The 17,698-nt window shown below is 45.0% G+C and carries 19 protein-coding genes and 1 pseudogene; 11 read left to right on the forward strand and 9 right to left on the reverse strand.

The genetic code is table 11. The annotated features are described in order from the left end of the window. The first annotated feature begins 97 nt into the window (after nt 1-97). From WCV65_RS04250 to WCV65_RS04260, 3 genes are read left to right on the forward strand one after another with little or no spacing between them, the layout of a single operon-like run. Nucleotides 98-799 (forward strand): LytTR family DNA-binding domain-containing protein, encoded by a 702-nt coding sequence (locus tag WCV65_RS04250; protein WP_338780353.1) that lies wholly within the window; start codon nt 98-100, stop codon nt 797-799. Between the two features lie 14 nt (nt 800-813). Beyond that, nucleotides 814-1,773 carry a GHKL domain-containing protein gene (locus WCV65_RS04255; RefSeq protein WP_338780355.1) on the forward strand — a complete coding sequence of 320 codons (960 nt, stop codon included), beginning with the start codon at nt 814-816 and terminating at the stop codon, nt 1,771-1,773. Between the two features lies 1 nt (nt 1,774). After that, nucleotides 1,775-2,773, forward strand: a complete 999-nt coding sequence (locus tag WCV65_RS04260; protein ID WP_338780357.1) for a serine hydrolase domain-containing protein — start codon at nt 1,775-1,777, stop codon at nt 2,771-2,773. Nucleotides 2,774-2,823: 50 nt separating this feature from the next. Here WCV65_RS04260 and WCV65_RS04265 read toward each other — a convergent pair whose 3' ends face one another. Then, nucleotides 2,824-3,918 (reverse strand): site-2 protease family protein, encoded by a 1,095-nt coding sequence (locus WCV65_RS04265; protein WP_338780359.1) that lies wholly within the window; start codon nt 3,916-3,918, stop codon nt 2,824-2,826. A gap of 278 nt (nt 3,919-4,196) precedes the next feature. Between WCV65_RS04265 and WCV65_RS04270 the strand changes: the two genes are divergently transcribed. Both WCV65_RS04270 and WCV65_RS04275 read left to right on the forward strand, forming a co-directional pair. Beyond that, on the forward strand, nt 4,197-4,556 hold the full coding sequence (locus tag WCV65_RS04270; RefSeq protein WP_338780361.1) for a hypothetical protein: 360 nt from the start codon (nt 4,197-4,199) through the stop codon (nt 4,554-4,556). 62 nt (nt 4,557-4,618) lie between these two features. After that, nucleotides 4,619-5,248, forward strand: a complete 630-nt coding sequence (locus WCV65_RS04275; RefSeq protein ID WP_338780363.1) for an MSMEG_1061 family FMN-dependent PPOX-type flavoprotein — start codon at nt 4,619-4,621, stop codon at nt 5,246-5,248. Between the two features lie 271 nt (nt 5,249-5,519). On the opposite strand, the gene WCV65_RS04280 is transcribed toward WCV65_RS04275, so the two are convergent. Together WCV65_RS04280 and WCV65_RS04285 are read right to left on the reverse strand one after the other, a co-directional pair. Next, on the reverse strand, nt 5,520-6,035 hold the full coding sequence (locus tag WCV65_RS04280; RefSeq protein WP_338782152.1) for a peptidoglycan-binding protein: 516 nt from the start codon (nt 6,033-6,035) through the stop codon (nt 5,520-5,522). Continuing rightward, a pseudogene (locus WCV65_RS04285) lies at nt 6,018-6,539 on the reverse strand (peptidoglycan recognition family protein); the annotation flags it as partial. The gene WCV65_RS04280 and the pseudogene WCV65_RS04285, both read right to left, overlap by 18 nt. Nucleotides 6,540-6,961: 422 nt before the next feature. On the opposite strand from WCV65_RS04285, the gene nagA reads away from it, so the two are divergent. The 4 genes from nagA to WCV65_RS04305 are packed head-to-tail and all read left to right on the forward strand — an operon-like array spanning nt 6,962 to nt 10,461. Continuing rightward, the gene (gene nagA, locus WCV65_RS04290) at nt 6,962-8,134 is read left to right on the forward strand and encodes an N-acetylglucosamine-6-phosphate deacetylase (RefSeq protein ID WP_338780364.1); all 1,173 of its coding nucleotides are present in this window, start codon (nt 6,962-6,964) and stop codon (nt 8,132-8,134) included. Further along, on the forward strand, nt 8,131-8,886 hold the full coding sequence (nagB, locus tag WCV65_RS04295) for a glucosamine-6-phosphate deaminase (RefSeq protein ID WP_035405937.1): 756 nt from the start codon (nt 8,131-8,133) through the stop codon (nt 8,884-8,886). The genes nagA and nagB overlap by 4 nt, the downstream gene beginning before the upstream one ends. After that, nucleotides 8,883-9,620, forward strand: a complete 738-nt coding sequence (phnF, locus tag WCV65_RS04300) for a phosphonate metabolism transcriptional regulator PhnF (protein WP_338780365.1) — start codon at nt 8,883-8,885, stop codon at nt 9,618-9,620. Before nagB ends, phnF begins: the two co-directional genes overlap by 4 nt. A 1-nt stretch (nt 9,621) precedes the next feature. Beyond that, nucleotides 9,622-10,461 (forward strand): DUF4037 domain-containing protein, encoded by an 840-nt coding sequence (locus WCV65_RS04305; protein ID WP_338780367.1) that lies wholly within the window; start codon nt 9,622-9,624, stop codon nt 10,459-10,461. Between the two features lie 25 nt (nt 10,462-10,486). On the opposite strand, the gene WCV65_RS04310 is transcribed toward WCV65_RS04305, so the two are convergent. Further along, entirely contained in the window at nt 10,487-11,071 is a 585-nt protein-coding gene (locus WCV65_RS04310) for an RDD family protein (RefSeq protein ID WP_051860608.1), read from the reverse strand. A gap of 201 nt (nt 11,072-11,272) precedes the next feature. On the opposite strand from WCV65_RS04310, the gene WCV65_RS04315 reads away from it, so the two are divergent. Together WCV65_RS04315 and WCV65_RS04320 are read left to right on the forward strand one after the other, a co-directional pair. Beyond that, nucleotides 11,273-12,484, forward strand: coding sequence for a threonine synthase (locus WCV65_RS04315; protein ID WP_338780370.1), 1,212 nt, complete (start codon nt 11,273-11,275; stop codon nt 12,482-12,484). 129 nt (nt 12,485-12,613) lie between these two features. Next, entirely contained in the window at nt 12,614-13,822 is a 1,209-nt protein-coding gene (locus WCV65_RS04320) for a C40 family peptidase (RefSeq protein WP_338780372.1), read from the forward strand. A gap of 43 nt (nt 13,823-13,865) precedes the next feature. Here the strand turns inward: WCV65_RS04320 and WCV65_RS04325 are convergent, their stop codons facing one another. From WCV65_RS04325 to WCV65_RS04345, 5 genes are all read right to left on the reverse strand, one after another. After that, complete coding sequence (locus tag WCV65_RS04325) at nt 13,866-14,054, reverse strand: YfhD family protein (protein WP_338780374.1); 189 nt, start codon at nt 14,052-14,054, stop codon at nt 13,866-13,868. 75 nt (nt 14,055-14,129) lie between these two features. Next, entirely contained in the window at nt 14,130-14,252 is a 123-nt protein-coding gene (locus WCV65_RS04330; RefSeq protein ID WP_082883823.1) for a YfhE family protein, read from the reverse strand. Between the two features lie 461 nt (nt 14,253-14,713). Then, nucleotides 14,714-15,271, reverse strand: a complete 558-nt coding sequence (locus WCV65_RS04335) for a GNAT family N-acetyltransferase (RefSeq protein ID WP_338780376.1) — start codon at nt 15,269-15,271, stop codon at nt 14,714-14,716. Nucleotides 15,272-15,522: 251 nt separating this feature from the next. Next, complete coding sequence (locus WCV65_RS04340; RefSeq protein ID WP_051860610.1) at nt 15,523-16,695, reverse strand: amidohydrolase; 1,173 nt, start codon at nt 16,693-16,695, stop codon at nt 15,523-15,525. A 31-nt stretch (nt 16,696-16,726) separates the two neighbouring features. After that, nucleotides 16,727-17,617 carry a TIGR01777 family oxidoreductase gene (locus tag WCV65_RS04345; RefSeq protein ID WP_338780379.1) on the reverse strand — a complete coding sequence of 297 codons (891 nt, stop codon included), beginning with the start codon at nt 17,615-17,617 and terminating at the stop codon, nt 16,727-16,729. Nucleotides 17,618-17,698 lie beyond the last annotated feature (81 nt).

Below are 17,698 nucleotides of genomic sequence, written 5' to 3' on the forward strand. Positions count from 1 at the left end.
AGTTGTCGCGAAAACGCCTTTTCCTGTCGCGAATGGGTCAAAAAGGGAATTTTAAATGTTACAATAATGGTGGAATTTGTTTACTAGGAGCAGAGCGATGATCAAAGTAGGATTAGTAGATGACCGGATGATTGATCTGGATAAACTGAAGGGCATTGTGTCCAAAATGGATGAAATCAAGATCGTTTTTGCGACCCAATCTGCAGAAGAAGCGTATGAGTATGTAAAAAGGGAAGAAGTGGATCTGCTGATCGCCGACATTGAAATGCCAGAGCTGTCAGGTTATGAGCTTGCCGATATCATCCATACCCATGCCCTCAGTATTGCGGTTATTTTTGTTACAGCGACTAGCGGCTACGCCGTGCATGCGTTTGAACTGAATGTGCATGATTACATTATGAAGCCATATTCGAAAGACAGGCTGGAAAAATCGATTCAGCGCTACATAGAAAAAAGCCACTCTTCTGAAATTGCGGGAAGACTGTTTTTAAAGCAAAAATCAGAGATTCATATTGTTCAAAAGAAAGAGATTCTCTTTATTGAACGGACGGGCCGATCGACAACCATATATACAAAGTCCGGCCAGGTCAAAACGTATCAGACGCTGAATGAACTGGAAGGGGAGCTGAGGGAACGGGATTTTATCCGCTCTCACCGTTCATTTATTATCAACATTCATTTTGTGAAAAACTTTTCGATTTATACGAAAACGACGTACATGGTTTCCTTTGAGGGCATTGAAGAAAAAGCGATGATTACAAAAGAACAGATTGATTTTATTCAATCTCATTACTTTTAAGGCGGAGATGATGAATGAAAGGAATGATTTACGCGGCGTCTGCGGGAATCGGAGTTTATTTCTTTATTTTAATGCTGGATGTCCTGCCTTTATGGGCGGCTGCCATAGCTGGGGTTGTTTTTATTTACGCAGGGGTGAAGCATTGGTTTAGGAATATCGGGTATGTCCAGCATTCTATGAATGGAACGCTGACTGGCATTCAGCTGCTGCTTGCGGTCAGCGCTTGGCCCGCTCCTATTCCGGTTCGCTGCCTGCTTTTCCTTACATTTTCGGGTTTGGAATATTTCCGCTTTTCACTAGGAAAACAGGCAAAGGCTGCAGACCGGAAAATGACTCAGCTTCTCGATGCGCAGAACGCGGTCAACGAAACGTTCCGGGTGGTCCGAAGCCAGCGGCATGATTATTTGAAGCATATTTCAGCCGTTCACTATCTATTGGAAAAGGGGAAATATAGTGAAGCGAAGGAGTATATGAACAGCCTTGTACGCACCTATGAAGAGACGAATATCTCTATAAAAGGCGAGGACGGGGTAGCGGCGGGAATTCTTCATGATGTCTACCAGCGAGCAGACAGTCTCGGAATTCAGATCGCCTATGAATTCGATTTGCCGATCTCCTCCTTGCCTATGCACCCGATTGATCTGGTCGGATTGCTTGGAAACATGCTCTCCAACGCAATCGAGGCTTGCGAGGAATCGATTCGTGTGGGGCTGAAAGATCCGATGCTGACCGTACGCTTTGAAAAAAGAAGCGGGGTTTATCTCCTTGTTTGCCGCAACTCAAGTGTTCAGCCTCCAAACGACGTACTGGATTCTCTATTTGAAAAATCAGGCCGCTCAACCAAAGGGCAGGAGGGCCTTGGGACAAAAGTGATTGCAGATACAGTCAAACAATATGGCGGTTTTCTTGATTTTACATACAAGGAGCATGTTTTTACGCTAAAGGTGAAATTCCCTTCGATAGGGAGGAACTGAGATGGAAAACTTTGATATTGCTGAAAGTATGAAGAAGTCCTTTATCGCGGGTGCAGGTATTGCCTTAATTCAGGACGGCCGAATCAGCCGGAAAGCAGGGTTTGGAGTGCTTGAAAGAGGGCAGGAGGAGAGAGTTACGGCTGATACCGTGTTTAATGCTTGTTCCATTAGCAAATTTGCGGCAGCGATGCTTGCCATGAGACTCGTAAGTGAAGATGTTCTTGCTTTGGATGAGGATGTCAACAGAAGGCTGAAATCATGGAGAGTTCCGGCAAATGGTTTCACACAGCCTGTAACGCTCCGTCTGCTTTTAAGCCACCAATCAGGCATAAAGGATCCAGGCGGAAGTTTTATGGAATTGGATTTTTTCAGGTCAGCTCCATCTATTATAGAGATTCTTAAAGGGACAACACGTTATTGCCCGGAGCCTGTACACCTCCAGTATGAACCTGGTACTGAGTTTCATTATTCAGATGCCGGATACTGTGTGCTGGAGCAGTTGATCCAAGATGTGACAGGGGTAGCGTATGAGGAATTGCTAAAAAGCAAGGTGCTGAAACCACTCGGTATGGATTGCAGTACGTTAAATGTTTTAGATGCTCATGCGGCAGCGGGCCATAATCGGGAAGGCAGTGTACTGGAGGAAAAGTATCCAGTATACCCATACCCTGCAGCTGCCGGTTTATGGGCGAGCGCGGATAATCTTGGAAAGCTATTTACTGAATTGCTTGATGCCGTGAATGCAAAAAGCAAATTGAGTATATCCCAAAATATTGCTGAAGAGATGATTCGTGCACAGGGATGTTCACCGTGGACAGGATTAGGGGTTTTTGTAAACGGAGAGGAAATTTCCTCGCTTGGCTGGGGCAAAGGGTTTCAAAGTATGGCGGTCATTTATCCCCGCCTTGGCACTGGGGCAGTCATCATGACGAATACGGATACGGGTTTCCATCAAAGGGACGGGTGGATTGGAAAGATTTTAGAACGTATTCTAAAATAAGTAAGAAATGAAAACGCTTGGAGGCTTTACCCAAGCGTTTTTGTAATGGTTTATGCAATCGACGATACCTTTAAACGATCCACCATCTGCAATAGTGTCCGTTCCAATTCTCCATCTCCATAAATTAAAGAAAATTTGGAAGTGCAATCTATAGCTCTTCTCAATGCTTCATCCGCTTGTTTTTCATCTCCCTTTGCTGCTGCCAAAACAAATTGGGCCTTCTCATATGAAAGCATGTCACGTTTTTTTACTCTGTCTGCTATTCTGTGAATATCTTCCTTATCTGTTATGGCTCCTGCCATGTAGCATGCGAGCAAATAGTTCGCGTCCAGCTGATCCCAGCTATAGCCCCGCTTCACAGCAGGGGAACGTTCCGTAAAGAAACCTAGCAGCGTGACAGCTTCTTCCTGAGCACCCCGGCTCATATCATACTGGCCGATTGAAGATGCAACAGACACTGACATAAGGTTATCGGGCTTTTCCAGAACAGCTCGTCTTGCCTTTTCAGCAATGGCGGAAGGAAGCTCATTCCAATTATTCTTAACGTTCCCGAAGATTACATAAGCTGCAATAAATATCTCTTTTAGTTGAGGGTTCTTTAAGTTTTTAAGAGCAGCTCCATCAGGAATTGCGTCTTGGGTTTCACCTATCACTAGATTGGTTATCCCCGCTAAAAGACTGAGCATAGAGAAAATGAAGAGCCACACTTGAGTTGTCGCGAAAGAGAGAGCCAATGCCGCTGTTCCTGCTAGAAGACTGGCAAGGGGACCGCTCAATATGTGCCAATAAAGCTGTTTTTCAATTGAAACTTTCTTTTCCTGAATGTCAGCATACATAGTAGCTTTGCCGCCAATGCTTAGACCATGTTTTTCCCATTTAAGAGCCGTCTTATCCCGTTCTTTAATTAATAGAACCGGTCCCACCAGCATACTGTGAAAATTCATACCTGCCGCCGCTCCACCTGCTAAATGACCAGCCTCATGAAAAAGAACAGTCAGGTAATGGCCTGCCAGTACATAGAAAACCATCCAGAGCAGCGTACTCCAGGACATCTCCAAATGAAAGTAATCAAACAAAAAATAGGTGCCAAACCCTCCAGCGGCTCCGCACATAGAGCTCATCAAAATCATACTTGTTTTTTTCATGCTGCCTCCTGAATTTAGTCCTTCTAAGTTATTATAATACATATTTACCCATTTGTTTTTATGTTATAATTTTGGAAAAAAGAGGTATTTGAATGAAGGAAGTCTTTATGTTTTTGATTTCATGCTTTTTATTGGGAGGGTGCGCCCAGCAAGATATGATCGTATCAGATTCTGTACCTGTCCAGCGGGAAGTTAAAAAGGAATCATCTTTGAAAAGCCCCCTACCCCCATTCTCCACTATGTCCATCCCGGAGTTCTCACTATTAAATGGAGATAGAATGAAACTAACGGGAACCATTGATCATTTATACGAAGAAGTATGCTGGATTAAGTGTGAAGGGGTTCAACACAATTTTTCTATCATGAATCCGGGATACATGCCGCCTGAAGTGAAATCGGTTTTTTTAGACTGGGGAAAAATGAATCCTCAGCCTAGTGAGGTTTCCCTTCACTCACTGCTTCAAGCTAAGGATCCAGAATACCCGGCTTCAGTGGAAAGAACAGAAGTAATAGATCCAAAAATTACAGGCTTCAGCATCCCCCTTACTTCGCAAAAGCAGTCGTATGCTTTGGAGTTTATTTGGGGAAAAGGTAAAGTAGCTGATGGCAGATCAGTAGTTAGCTTCAGCTTGAAATGATAGATGTGGCTCTTCCTTTGGAGGGAGTGCTTTTTCATAACCTGCAGGAGGATAAAAAGCCGATGATACAATTTCAAAATGTGATAGAATCAGCGGAACAGCTGAATGAGATATGGGGAAAACCGGGTAAACTCGCTTCAAACAAGGTCATTGACCACTTGGATCAACACTGTATAAACTTTCTGTCTCTCTCCCCAATTGCATTGATCGGTACTTCCAATTCTAATGGAGAATGTGATGTATCTCCACGGGGAGATCATCCTGGTTTTATCCTGATACTGAATGAAAAGCAGCTTGTCATTCCGGAAAGGCCAGGAAACAAACGCTTAGACTCCATTCGCAACCTATTAGAAAACCCTCATGCAAGTCTGTTATGCCTGATTCCCGGTTTGGATGAATCGCTAAGAATAACGGGGAAAGCTTCTGTTATCAGAGACCAGGATATTCTGGAGCAAATGCAGGCAAGGGGAAAAACGCCGATTGCAGGAATTGCAATAGAGGCAGAAGAGTGTTTTATACATTGCGGAAAGGCTTTGAAGCGATCCCAGCTATGGGATAGCGAGAAATGGCCGGCAGTGGACGAATTGCCTAAAGCAAATGAAATGCTGGCCGCTCATGCAAAATTTGATGAATTTGATGCTAATAGTGTAGCTGCAGCTCTGGAAGAAAGCTATAAGAAACGATTGTATTAGCAAATGGACCATTTTTTAAAGTCTTTTGACCGCTGATTCCTTGGATATCGACCGAAATTTAAATATATCGACTGAAATAAAATTATATCGACCAAAATTTAAATATATCGACTAAAATAAAATTATATCGGCTATTTTTTTGATATATCGACTTTTCGACATGGAATGACAAATTCCGCCGGCCGTTATGACCGCCAATTATTTAAGAAGCCCAAACCCCTCCAACCCAACCCAAAAAGGATGCCCCCAAAAAAATGAGGCATCCTTTTTCCTATTTCAATGCATTAAGCATGTAAGTTCGAGTACCCGGTCCGTACACACCGTCATCTGCCAGGGAAGCATAGCGGTTTTGGAAGCGGCGTACGGCAGCGGTTGTCTGGGGACCGTATTGTCCGTCGATGGAACCGCTGTAGAGCCCGAGTTTTTGCAGGGCGCGCTGAATTTGTTTAACAGGTTCGCCTGATGATCCGTCTCTGTATACTCCTGAAGGCAACGGATAACTGGCAGAGGGCGGCTTGACTTTGCTGAGTGCGGCATATGTCTGACTGCCGACGATGCCGTCAGCGGTAAGTTTGTTTTTCTTTTGAAAAGCAATGACCGCTGCTTCGGTACCTGCTCCAAAAATCCCGTCCGCTGTCAAGCTGTATCCAGCGGCAATCAATTTCCTCTGGACATCTTTAACCAGATCTCCCGTGTCGCCTCTTTTTACCGGCAGATTTTCGGAAGCTGGAGGTGCAGCGGGTGCCTTGCCAAAGTCATTTGCGAGGGAGCGTTTTACGCTGCTGATAAACTGAGTCCATGATACACCATATCGCTGAAAGGCATTGAGAGGATCCGTTCGCCTTGAAGGATCCAGAGTATAGTGGCCAATAATATGTTTGTCGGGATTCAGTCCGAAGCGGTCACAAAGGTAGGCGTGATACCAGACATATCGATTGTATGCCTGCTGAAAATTAATGCTTCCCCCAAAGCAAAATTCTACACCTATGGCTGCATCATTTGCATCTTCGCCAAACCTGCGGTTGTCTTCCTTTAACCCATATTGAACGTGAAAAGCCACCTCATCCAAAGGGATGATTTCCAAAATCGTTTTATCATCAATGAAGGTGTGGGCAGAAGCTGATGGCTGCTGATTGTTAAAATATTCACGGTTCTGAGCCGCACTTGTCCCAGGGTTTCCAGTGTCGTGGCTGACAATGAACAGGACTGTCCCTATTTTCCGGCCGGAACGAGAATTCCCGGTACGAATGTAGGAACGCTGTATAGGATATTTCACTCTCTCACTCTCCATGTCTATATATAGCTAGTTTATGTTTCTGGGAAAACAACGTTCCGAGGATTCGACAAAATGGTTATCCACACAAAATTCGCACAATATAGAATAATTCAAGAGTTATCAACGTTATCCACACCTGAAACGACGTGATATCGATCATATTGTGGATAAAGGGTTGTTGTCCTTAGAGTGATCCACACATTTTTCCACAATATCAACAGGGGTGTGAATAACTTATGCACAGCTTTTGCAGAAATTGTAGAATGGTGCAGAGCGATATTGCTACATAAGAAAAACGTTCGGTTAGTATATACAAATGATTGCTATGAGAAGAGCGTAAAGGAAAAACATAAGGAGAATTTTTATAACTGGTATAGACAACTAGCTTTCGTGATGATAAAATTTTTGTAAATTCAGAAAGAAGAGGTGCCTGATCAATGCTTGCAATCACTCACGCAACGGTTTATGCAGAGTTTGAAACATTCCGGCCTGGATATGTACTTGTTAAAGAGGGGAAAGTGGCAGAAGTCGGACCGATGGAAAAGTTTCAAATGCATTCAGGCTTTGTCGAGCTGAAACTTAGCCAAACAATCGAGCTGATTCCCGGGATGATCGATATGCACATTCACGGAGCCGGCGGGGCTGATGCGATGGATTCAGAAGAGGAAGCACTTACAGCGATGGCAAACCAGCTTGTTCAAGAAGGAACTACAGCCTTTTTGCCAACAACGATGACTTCCGAAACTCAATCCATTGAAAAAGCCCTAACTAATATAGCTGTCTGCATGTCTAGACCTTCTGAAGGTGCGGAAATTCTCGGAGTCCATGTAGAAGGGCCATTTTTGTCACCAAAGCGGGCAGGAGCACAGCTGCCGACTCATTTCTTAAAACCGGATGTCGCTCTTTTTAAACATTGGCAGGAAAAAGCAGCCGGTGCGATTAAATTAGTTACAATGGCTCCAGAGCTTGAAGGCGGTATGGAACTTGCGGATCATCTCACGAATACAGGAGTTATTCCATCCATCGGGCATTCCGATGCGCTATTTTCTGAAGGGGAAAGGGCGGCAAATCATGGGGTGCGCCAGGCAACCCATTTATTCAATGGAATGAGGGGGCTGCATCACAGGGAGGCAGGAACAGCCGGTTTTGCGCTGCTGGATCCGCGAATCAAGTGCGAGATTATCGCTGACGGGGTTCACGTTGCACCTGAAATGATCCTTCTTGCATACCGTCTCAAAGGTCCGGAAGGGATGATAATGATTACGGATTCCATGAGAGCCAAGGGGCTGGAAAATGGAGTGTACGATCTTGGCGGCCAGGACGTGTATGTGAAAGATGGAAAAGCAGAGCTTGAAAACGGATCACTTGCCGGAAGTGTATTGAAAATGAATGAAGCGGTGCAGAACATGAAGAGATTCACAGGCTGCTCTATGGAGGATATCGTGCAAATGGCATCTGTGAATCCTGCAAAGCAGCTGAATATATTTGACCGGAAAGGCAGCATTAAGCCTGGAAAGGATGCAGATTTGACGGCTTTATCAAAGGATGGAGATGTGGTGCTGACGATTTGCCGCGGGAAAATCGCTTACCAAAAAGGGGGATGGGCATGAAATTAATTGCAGCAGCGGATTATCGGGATATGAGTAAAAAAGCAGCCGGTATTTTTTTAAAGCAGATGGAACAAAAAAGGCAGTCGGTTCTGGGTCTGGCAACAGGCGGGACGGTTAAAGGGGTTTATTCTGAACTGGTTGAATTATTCCTCGAAGGGAAAATCTCTTTTGCAGAGGCGGCTTCCTTTAATCTGGATGAATATTTTGGAATGAAAAAAGAGGATCCGAACAGCTACTTCAGCTACATGCAGGAGCAATTTTTCAGTCATACGGATTTTGCTGGAGAAAGCAATTACATTCCCGATGGAACAGCTGCTGATCCTATAGATGAGTGCAGCCGTTATGATCGATTGATTGAACAATCAGGCGGAGTCGATCTGCAGCTGCTTGGCATTGGAGAAAATGGTCATATTGGGTTTAACGAACCTGGCACGTCTTTTGAGATTGGCACCCATCTCGTAGGGCTGACGGAATCAACGAGACAGGCGAATGCAAGGTACTTTGAAGTGATGGAACAGGTACCAAAAGAAGCCATCACAATGGGAATCGGCACCATTATGAAAAGCCGCAAAATCGTCCTCCTTGCTTCAGGAGGGAAGAAGGCAGCTGCGATTGAGCAGCTATGGTACGGAAAAGTGACAGAGGATTTCCCGGCATCCGTACTGAAACTTCATCCTGACGCAACGATCATTGCAGATGAGGAGGCACTTTCTGGTGTTCGGATGGAGGGGAAAGGGGAGCTTAGCCAATGATAAAAAAAGATTCTCCGGTTCCCATCTATTTTCAGGTGGAAGAAAACATTAAAGATAAAATCAGTTCGGGTGAATGGAAAAGCGGGGAAGCGATCCCTTCTGAGAGACAATTTTGCGAGCAGTATTCGATTAGCCGGATGACGGTCCGGCAGGCCATCAGCAATCTGGTTAATGAAGGCATTTTGGAGCGCAAAAGAGGGCGGGGAACCTTTGTTTCCGCTCCAAAGCTCAATCAGGAGCTCACAGGAATTACGAGTTTTACAGAGCAAATGGCAGAGCAGGGAAAAAAACCGGAAACGATGATTATTAGCTTTGAACGAACAGCAGCCTCAAAACAGGCCGCAAAAGAACTTGGTCTCACACAGAATGAGGAGATGTACAAAGTGAAAAGGATCCGGCTGGCAGATGGGGAAGCGATGGCTTACGAAACTCTCTACATGCCGGTTCATCTCTTTCCTGATATGACGAAAAAGCATGCCGAGGGCTCCATTTATCACTACATTGAAAGTGACTGCTGCATGCCGATCCAATACGGGAAGCAGGAGCTCGAGGCAGCGGAAGCAGGCAAAAAAGCGGCAGAGGCTTTGAAGCTTGCAGAAGGGGCACCTGTTTTGAAAATCCAGCGGACAAGCTTTACGGCAGACCATCAGCCTGTGGAATATACTAAAACCATTTATCGCGGGGACCGGTATAAGTATGTGATGGAGCTGGAACGGAGGCAAGGGGGACACTAGGATGGAGCTTAATGATTTAGCTGTAAAAATAGCGGATGTTTATAACAGCAATCCAAAAGTGGATTATATATGGCTTGGAGGATCTGTATCCAGAGGATGGGAGGATTGCTTTTCCGATATTGAGCTTTTTCTCTGCTGGCGAGAAGAACCAAGTGATGAAGACCGGCTTTTCCCCATTCAAGAGGTCCAGGGAGAAATCATAGATTTTCATGACTATGAAGACGAAGAATGGTCAGAAACCTACCACGCTCTCGGAGTCAAAATGGAAATCAGCCATTTTTTGACGAGAACTGCAGATTCAGTTTTAGGAGATGTAGTTGACCGTTCATCCACAGATCTTGAAAAACAATGTCTCGCGGCTGCTGTTTTCAATGGAAAATGCTTAGCGGGAGAAAGCGCATTTCAGAGGCTGATAGAAAAAGTATCCGTCTATCCGGAATCTTTAAAGCTTGCAATGATAACAGAGAATTTAGAGCTTGGAAGCAGATGGAGAAACCGGTACGCTCTTGTGGAAAGACAGGATTGGCTCTTGCTCCATCAGATTTTTGTCAACGTACAGAAAAACGTAATGAGTGTACTTTTTGCATTAAATGAAACCTATGTTCATCATCCGGGGTTTAAGTGGCAGAGGCAGTCTCTTGGCGAAATGAATAGTAAGCCATCATTAGCAGCGGAGCGCATGGAAAATGTCTTTTTGCAGGATCCGAAGCAAGGTTTGGTGATTTTGGAGGAGCTGTTAAAAGACGTCTATCAATTGGTGAAGGATGAATGCCCTGACCTAAGTATTGATCATCTCATTCAAGCCAATCAATCTGCCCGTTTACAGCAAAAAAACAGGTGAATCACAAATGATTCACCTGTTTTTCTTATGCTTCTTTAACTTCATTAATCCCAGTAACAGCTGGTTCACCTGGCGAATTACGGGTTACATATGTACCGGCAATCAAATCATGCAATGAGCGCTTATCTTCCCTCACACCCACCATAATGGCACTTGCTAAAAGCATGATTGAGGAAAGCAGCATTCCTCCAATGAAAACAGCAAAAGCTGACATCATTGAATTGTTTATTGCTAAACTTGGATCCGTGGGGTTGGCTAAGACTTGTGCAATCTCAGTCCATGCCATGGTAAGCGCAATAATGGCTCCGATACCAATTGGAGCGCTATAGAGAATACCGCTTACCACTGAACGTTTGATCATAGTCCAGAACGTGACGTTTGTCCCGTTTACTCGTAAAATACGAATGCTGACGGCCCTTTTTCCCACCGTATATCCGTACCAGAAAATCGGAAGCAGAAGTCCATAAAAGAACTGAATACCGCTCGTAGCACTATTCCCAATGCCTTCTCCCATGATTAAAACCAAAAAGTAACCTATAACTGCAAAAATAATTCCATCAATCAGATTTGCGCCTAAGCGAATCCAAAAGCCTGCAGGATTTTTATGCATAAGCAATCCCCTCCTTCAATATAGTACTTTCCCATCATACACTTTAAAAAAACTCCAGGTAAACCAGTTTTTTGGATAAATAGCGTTCTGCAGCAGAAAAAATTTCTATGATATGATAAAAAACAGATGCCGATCAGATAAACTGAAGGCTCATCTTTATTTAAAAGGGAGTTTTTATTTTTCATGGGGAGGCAATTTGTTATGCAGTATAGCTATATGACCAGGCTCTTTTGCCCTAAATGCGGGAGGAATTATGATCCCGAGCAAATTCATCAATTGTGTACATGCGGCTCTCCGCTGCTGGTGGATTATGATTATGAAGAATTAAAAAAGGTATGGACGAAGGAAAGTTTAGCTGCAAGATCAAGCAATATATGGAGATACCACGAGCTCCTGCCAGTAAGAAAAGAAGAGAATGCAGTTACGATGGGCGAGGGAGGAACTCCGATACTGCCTGTTTCGAAAATGGGTGAAAAATATGGAATTTCTCACCTATTCATGAAGGATGAGGGGCTGATTCCGACGGGGTCCTTTAAAGCAAGGGGAGCGGCAGTTGGGCTCTCGAAAGCGAAAGAGCTTGGAGTCAAAAAGTTTGCGATGCCAACGAATGGGAATGCAGGTGCAGCATGGTCGCTTTATGCCGCCAGGGCAGGTCTTGAAGCGAATGTCGTTATGCCGGTTGATGCTCCCGTCACGACCCGAAAGGAATGTGCAGCTTCGGGAGCAAGATTGTGGCTGGTAAACGGGCTGATCAGTGATGCCGGAAAAATGGTGGGTGAGCTAGTCGGCAAAAAAGGGTATTATGATGCTTCCACCTTAAAAGAGCCATACCGAATTGAAGGAAAGAAGACGATGGGACTCGAGATCGCAGAACAGTTTAATTGGGAAGTTCCGGATGTCATTCTTTATCCGACAGGCGGAGGAGTCGGACTGATCGGTATTTATAAAGCCATGGTCGAACTGCAGAAACTTGGCTGGATTTCGTCTGACAAAATACCCCGGCTAGTTGCTGTTCAGGCGGATGGATGTGCCCCGATAGTGAAAGCATGGGAAGAAGGAAAGCAGGAATCCGAATTCTGGAACAATTCCAAGACAGGGGCCTTTGGAATCAATGTACCAAAAGCGATTGGAGATTTTCTCGTTCTTGATGCGATTTATCAGACGAAAGGCTGTGCCGTGTCTGTATCAGAGGAAGCCATTCAACTTGCACAGCTGGATGTCGCGTCGAAGGAAGGGCTTTTCATTTGTCCTGAAGGGGCGGCCGTTTTTGCTGCTGCCCAAAAGCTGCGTGAAGAGCAATGGATAAAGGAAGATGACACGGTTGTCCTGCTTAACACAGGACAGGGGATTAAGTATGCAGATGATCTCGAGGCAGAGGTTCCAGTCCTTGAACCGGGTGACTCCCTCGTATAAACATTTCGACCAAAAACAAGGAATTCACAAGTCTAAATGAGCAGAGACAGTTGGGGAATTGGCGCTATTGGCATCGGATGAAGCTGCTGACATAATGGTGGGGAGATTAGAAAAAGGAGCCCAGACTATATGAAAATGAAAGTAATCGCCGCCATAGCAATAAGCTCTTGTTTAGCAATTAGTCTCCCGTTCATTAAGTCATCTGCAGCTACAATCCTGCAAACAGCCAAGCAGTACATGGGTACAAGCTATTCAAGTAAAGGAAATACACCGGCTGAAGGGTTTAATTCAGCCGGATTCGTTCAATATGTTTTTAAGAAAACAAAGGGAATGGAACTTCCGCCTCTATCAAGCGAGCAGTGGAGCTTTGGAACAGAGGTAAAAAGGGAAAGCCTGCAGCCGGGGGATGTCCTTTTTTTTAACGATTCATCCGGCGGAAAGCTTTCAACAACCGGAATTTATGAAGGAAATGGGCGGATGATATACAGCTCTGTGTCGAAAGGAGTTACATCTGTCGGATTTCAAAACTCTAATTACTGGAACAGCCGCTATGCGGGTGCGAAGCGGATTACCGGCCCGCTGAAGATGGCATCGGCTAACCCGGTTATTTCAAAAGGGCTTCAGTATTTAAATGTTCCTTATACAGAGGGAGGCCAGTCGCCTGATGGATTTGACTGCTCCGGATTCACTAAGTATGTGTATGAAAAAGCATCCGGAATCTACTTGCCGGAAACCCCTGAACAGCAATGGGCGGTTGGAGCTTCGGTAGCGAGGGAAAACGTCCAGCCGGGAGATCTTGTGTTCTTCAAAGACACACATCGGCCCGGAATTTCCCACGTTGGCATTTACGCAGGAAATAACCAAATTCTCAATGCGACACGGATTGGCGGCGCGAATAAAGTAACGGTCAGCTACCTCACGAATAATTTTTTACAGGAAAAATTCGCGGGAATAAAACGGGTCAGCGGACTTGGGATCGACCGAAGTGAGCCCGTGGTGAAGAATGCTGAAGAACTTGTCGGAACAAAGTTCGCGAAGAACGGAGTTTCTCCGGAAACCGGATTTGATACATCCGGTTTCGTGCAGTATGTATTTAAGAAGTCGAAAGGCATGCAGCTGCCAAGGTACGGAAATCAGCAGATTAACCTGGGACAGGAAGTTGCAGAAAAGGACCTTAAACCAGGGGATCTCGTCTTTTTCCAAACCGGCTCAATCGTACCTGCTATCTATGCCGGTAAAGGGCAGGTAATCCTCACATCAAATGATGGAGTAAAAGTCATTCATTACAAGGTGAGCACTTACTGGTCCGGCAAATATTTAAAAGCTAAACGCATATAAATAAAAGCCCCTGCTGACTCCTGGCAGGGGCTTAATGCATGTTTTAGTGGCTTTTTTGCTGACGTTCGTTTGCCGCGCTGGCTCTCGCCTGTGCTTTCACGTCCGCTTGGTCGGCTAATTCACGGGAATACTCCTCGTACGTTCCATCCGTTTCTCTTTTCAGCTGCTTCGGAACTTGAGGAAGACTATTCTTGTTTTTATCACGATTGTGCAGTTTGTGTCCTCTTCCCAAAATGAACGCCCCCTGTGTTGTGAACTTGTGGTTCACTATTAGGATGGCCGATGAAGGCAGCGTACATGCTGGAAACTAGTTCTTCTTCTTCGTAAAACCGCCAGCACGGTCAGCCGCTTTAAATTCTTTCCCGAAGAGAACCTCCTGTGCAGTGGTCAGTGTTCTCTTAGAATTCTCATGTCGTTTCTTCTCCATTATGTATCAGCTCCATTTTTTTAAGAATAGAACTATTTTCGACAAGTATGGGGGGATTCATACAATGAGGTGGGATAGTATTTATAACCGATAGGTGAAGCGGGTGGTTTTGCTGGTACTAAGGTGAAGGTTGCTGAAAAGAGGCGAGTTTGGCTGGAAAGAGATTTGGATCGGTGCTGGAAAAATCAGGTTGGCCGGAAAGACGCTGGAATCGGCATCGAAGTGGCTGATTAATCGTAGAACTCGGCCGGAAAGAGAAAGGGATCGGCTGGAAAAATCAGGTTGGCCGGAAACCTGCTTGTAAAGGCTGGAATCGAGATCGAAGTGGCTGAAAAACGTAGCAATCGGCCGGAAAGAGAAGAGAAGCGGCTGGAAAAGTACAGTATGCTGGCAAAGTGTTAATTCCAGCAGCTGCAGTCCAAATCCATCAAAAAGCCCGCCAATAAAAATGGCGGGCGATTTTCTTATGCTTCTTTCAGGTGCTGTTCTTCCGCAGCGGAAGGGGTTCTCATAGTATAGAGTGTATATAAATCCTTTTTAATTTCAAATAGGCTGTAGATGTCTTCGCCGTTGTTGATTTGTTCCAGCAGCGCTCTGCGTGTTTCATTGGCACATTCTACGTATGGAAGTTTTTCTGCCGCTTTAGTGGACCGGACGTTGACTTTCCGGATGCGGAGGAAAATGGTGTCGATACCCAGTTCGTAGAATAGTTCATTGAAAAATGCGTCTTTAGCTGCTTGGTTGTAGCCCTTACCATGGTAAGGCTTGCCGAGCCAGGTTCCGAGGAACCCGGCGTTTTCCTGGAGATCAAAAAGACTGATGGTCCCGATTGGAGAGCCCCATTCGTCAAGAATGGTCCGTGAAATCAATTCACTGCGCTCTTCGGCTTCGATTGTTTGCTTGGTTAAAAACAAATATTCCTCGATTGAATCAGCTTTATGACGTACATAAGGGAAGACGTCGGGGTGTACCATGAGTTCATACAGCGCATGACTATCGTGAATGTCACGTTTTTTAAGCATCTTTCTCGCTCCCTCCAACATGAGGGCAGACGCGTAGCCTTAGCCCCACCCTCGAAATTTTTTAAATTAGCCAAAAAATTTCGGGGTGGGAATCGAACCCACTAGGACCAGTAAAACTGGTGGCGCACCATTTGCCTTCCCATTGAACCCAGGTCATTAAGTTGTCATACACAGCAAGGCTTTGTGAGCAAGCCATGCACTGATATCATACTCGAATTTGTTTAAAAAAGATACAGTTTTTTTGCGAAAATTTATTGGTTTTTTTGGCCAATTTTTATCCCTTTTTCAGAGGCCCATTTGGAGTCTTCAAACACGAATTTTCCGTCAATCATTGTGCACTTTGGCTTCGCTAAATAATGGAAGGGGTGGTGGCTCCAGAGAACCAAATCTGCATCCTTTCCAACCTCTAAGCTGCCGATGCGGTGGTCGACTTGAAGATTGCGTGCTGCGGTAATTGTGATGCCTTCGATCGCTTTTTGCTCATCGAAGCCTTCACGTACGGCGAGTGAAGCTACGACATTTAAATATTGGATAGGTGTGTAGGGATGATCCGTTGTAATGGATACTTCTACCCCTTTATCGGTAAGGGCCTGATACGTTTGCCAGCTTTTATTTCTAAGCTCGATTTTTGACCGTCTTGTAAAGGTCGGTCCAACACTAACCTTTGCATTCGTGCCTGCAAATTCATCGGCAATGAGATGACCTTCTGTACAGTGCTCAATTCTGTAATCTAAATTGAACTCCTCCGCGAATCTAATGGCAGATAGGATATCGTCTGCTCTGTGTGCGTGAATACGGACAGGGATTTCGCGTCTCAATGCCCGGCGGATGGAAAGAGAGCGGAAATCCTCTTTTTCGTCGCAGTATTTTGCGAGATAAAAGGCTTCTCTGAGCATGCCCATAATCCCCATCCTGGTGATGGAATCCTTATTGCCTGTACTGTGGATCCGTTTCGGATTTTCACCAAGGGCAATTTTTAGACCAGCGGTTTCCTTAATCAGCATGTCGCTTATGTTGACACCCCAGGTTTTGATAACAGATGTCGTTCCGCCGATTACGTTGGCGCTCCCGGGCATAATGTGAACCGTCGTTATTCCGTGTGAAATTGCATCACGGAATCCGGAGTCAAGCGGATGAACGCCATCAAGGGCCCGGATATGAGGTGTCAAAGGTTCAACGGTTTCATTGGCGTCGTTTCCGGCCCATCCGGTTCCTTCATCATAAAGACCTAGATGGGTATGGACATCGATCAGTCCCGGAAACAAATATTGATCCTGACAATCAATGATTGTGCATTCATCAGGTGCGGGAATGTTTTTTCCGATTTTGACGATTTTCCCATTTTCAACAAGAAGATCGGAAGCATATAAAATTTCGGAAGTGACGGGAAAAATAGTAGCGCGCTTAAATAATGTGCAGGTCATTTTTGTGCTCCTAGCGGAAATAGATTTTATACTATTTTATTATGTCAGACAGAGCAGGTTCAAGCGATGGGAAAATAAAAGTATAGCCGTTTTCAATCGCTTTTTTCGGAAGAACACGCTGTCCTTCCAATAAAAGAATGCTCATTTCCCCAAGTGCAAGCTTAATGGCGCTGCTTGGTGCCGGCAGCCAGTGCGGCTTGTTGATGACTTTGCCCAGCGTTTTCCCGAAGGTTTCCATTTGAACAGGGTTGGGTGATGTCATGTTTATCGGCCCGCTAATTTCATCATGATGGATGATGAAATCCATTAGCCCGGCAATATCCGTTACATGAATCCATGACATCCACTGGGTACCTGAGCCAAGCGGGCCTCCGCCGTATAATTTATAAGGGAGGATCATTTTCTGGAGCACGCCTCCTTCTCCGAGCACAATTCCTAGTCTGGCGTAAACGGTGCGGATCCCTAAATCGCGAATCATCGATGCTTCCTGTTCCCATTTTTGAACGGTGCTTGAAAGGAAATCTTCATCCGTTCCGTTCGACTCCTCTGTAAATGTTTTTTCTTCAGACGTCCCGTAAATTCCAACAGCACTTGCATTTATAAATACAGACGGTTTTTTGTCCATTCCGTTCAGTATTTTATAAACTTCTCTAGTGGATTCAACGCGGCTTTCTACAATTTCCTTCTTCGTTTCCTCTGTCCAGCGGGAGCTGATTGATTTTCCTGCAAGGTTGATCATAACGTCCAGGCCTTCCAGACTTGGAATAGGTTTAGCCCCATCCATCCACTTCGCATATTCAATGTTTCCATAGCCTTCTTTTTCACTTCTGGTTAGGATAACGACGTTATGGCCTTCTCTTGCAAAGTATTGGGCGATATGTTTTCCGACGAAACCGGATCCTCCTGCGATTGCTATTTTCATCCTTGTCACCTCGCGTATTTTTTAAATGCTTTTTCTAAGCTCTACCCTGCCTCCCTGATGATAAACGTGTGCTAAAATAGG

The sequence above is a fragment of the Metabacillus sp. FJAT-52054 genome (assembly GCF_037201815.1).
GTDB classification, from domain to species: domain Bacteria; phylum Bacillota; class Bacilli; order Bacillales; family Bacillaceae; genus Metabacillus_B; species Metabacillus_B sediminis.